Origin of the sequence: Acidiluteibacter ferrifornacis, assembly GCF_009909615.1 — a bacterium.
Taxonomy (GTDB): Bacteria; Bacteroidota; Bacteroidia; order Flavobacteriales_E; family Vicingaceae; genus Acidiluteibacter; species Acidiluteibacter ferrifornacis.
In genome coordinates this window covers 1-2,251 of the sequence record NZ_WWNE01000022.1, presented here as the reverse complement: position 1 = coordinate 2,251, position 2,251 = coordinate 1, and the positions used below count along the sequence as shown (strand labels likewise).

Sequence of the window (2,251 nt, the reverse complement as noted above, 5' to 3'; positions counted from 1 at the left end):
GTGATGTCTAGTATTTTTCTACTGTCATCCGATTTTAAATTCCCTGTGCCATCATAGGTATACTGTCTATCATCAGTTGAACTTATTCCATTGGCAGCAGACACTCCACCAATACTACTCACATAACCCGCCTCTGCTTGCACTATTCGGGTCTGTGCCTTCTCCTTCTCCGCCTCCTCCACTTGGAGCTGAAAAAGAGTACAATCGCTTCATCAGCCGCGATACAATCGCGCAGGAACGGGGGGACATGACCTTGATTGATACTTTTTTAAAGCAAACCAAGCTGCAAAATATCATGTAATAAAAACCCCAAGCTGAACGCTCAGGGTTTTTTATAGTATTTATTAGCTCAAAACTCTATTTTTTTACTGATATTATTTTTTGATTGCTTAAATCATAAACTACAGTAAAGAAGTTTCTTCCATAATCATAAGCAATAAGAAGTTCTGAACATGCATAATCAGTTAAGCTATTACTTTCACCCTCGAATTTAGGCTTGAAAAATGGAATAATCATTAATTCTGATTTATCCTTCGAGAGTACAATGTATTGTCTAATATAAGCTGGTAAATCTTCGATTATTAAAGGCTCTACATATTCAACTAATTCCTTTTGTAGTTGCTCCTCAACATTTTTTACTTCGTTAATTGTTACCTTACGAAAGGCATCTCTATCTACTTTCAATTCTGTTAGGTTTCTAACATGCAAAATACCATCTACACTAATCTCATTCAGAAGCACACCTTCATAGTCTTCACTTTTAATACATTCATTGTTTTTTGAAGGACAACACTTAGAAATCTCACTTTCCTGAACAAACTTTGATGAGCATGAAGTTAGCAGACATACTGAAATTAAAATATTTACTAGCATACTTTTATTTTTATTGTTCATCGGTACAGGTTGAGCAGCTAGGTACAAAAGAACCTGTATATCCACTAGAATGCCTTGATTCTCCATTAGATCCTTCAGACCTTGTTCCCCATCCACTTTCTTCGTTGTACGCATTTTGATGCTCTTCAATGATATACTCTTCATCTGTAGAGTTATTCCAAATCTTATCTGCTTCAGCAACTCTTTTCTCATACTCTTCCTGAGTAATTTGACCTGCATCTAATGCTGTCCTAGCACTATTATACATGTCTTTTGCTTGATCTGCTAATGCTTTATGTACTACTTCATGGAAGAAAGGCGAAGAAGCAGCTTCTTTATTACTCCCTGTTCTAGAGTTAGGAGTATTGGTTGTATGTGCTGCGGTATTTTGCCAATATATTTGATTATTAATTGTTCCTGAACCTGTTTCAGAAGTATTTGTACTCGCATCATAAACATCATATACTCTACTCGAATTAGTTAGGCGAGAAACAGATCCACTTGCCGATTTGCTAGCATTCATGTGATTTAAAGCATTTATTGCATCAATCTGAAACTGACTACCCGCTGCTTTCATACCTGGCGTATAAACTATATATGACTGACTTGAAGTATTATTATTTACACTTGAATATATCCTAATTTCTCTCCCATCAGTGTCAACGAGTATTACCGGATTCCCTGCTACATAATTGTATGCTGACAAACTTGGATATTTCGCCGCTAGTGGGTCAACAGATAAAAACCTCGCAACATCACTATCATAAAACCTCGCTCCACGGTTATCTAAACCAGTTCCTGCAAAGTTTCCGCTAATGGTTTCATGGTCTCTTTCGTGCTGTGTAGTTAAGTATCGCTCATAACCATTTCCGGGAACGTAGCTTCTCAAGATCTTACCGTACGGGAAGTAATCATAAGCGCCTTTCAGGTTGAATTTCACTTGATTTAAATCTGCATCCCATTCCACTTCATACACTACTCGGGTATTACCTAAGTGGTCTGAACGGTAGTAATCCACCTTTTCCGGAGATTCTACAACATTCCCATTCGTTCCCCAGTCTGCATCAGCACCTCCTGATAAATTTATCCGACTCGTCCAACTTGAGCTTGCATCTGGTGCTTTTGAGGCTTCTTCACCCTCATAAAAAGCGCCAAGAGTGGTACTATAGGTTTTACCATTTGCACCTCTAAATACAATCAACTGATTGGGAGAAGTTAACTCCATTGACATTTCAGGGTTGGGTGCGTACTCTGGCCCATTTGAAATTTCAGACTCCAATTCCATTTCCATCTCTTCAGATTCTTCTATTGGAGTAAATACTAAATTATCAGTTTCATATGGAGATAACATATAATCGGTAATGGCTGTTCTAATCCT

The 2,251-nt window shown here is 37.7% G+C and carries 2 protein-coding genes; both read right to left on the bottom strand.

All coding sequences use genetic code 11. The annotated features are described in order from the left end of the window. Positions 1–357: 357 nt before the first annotated feature. Positions 358–873 (bottom strand): hypothetical protein, encoded by a 516-nt coding sequence (locus GQN54_RS15285; RefSeq protein ID WP_160634446.1) that lies wholly within the window; start codon positions 871–873, stop codon positions 358–360. Between the two features lie 10 nt (positions 874–883). Then, the coding region (locus GQN54_RS15280; protein WP_317164002.1) for an RHS repeat protein at positions 884–2,251 on the bottom strand (1,368 nt) is incomplete at its 5' end.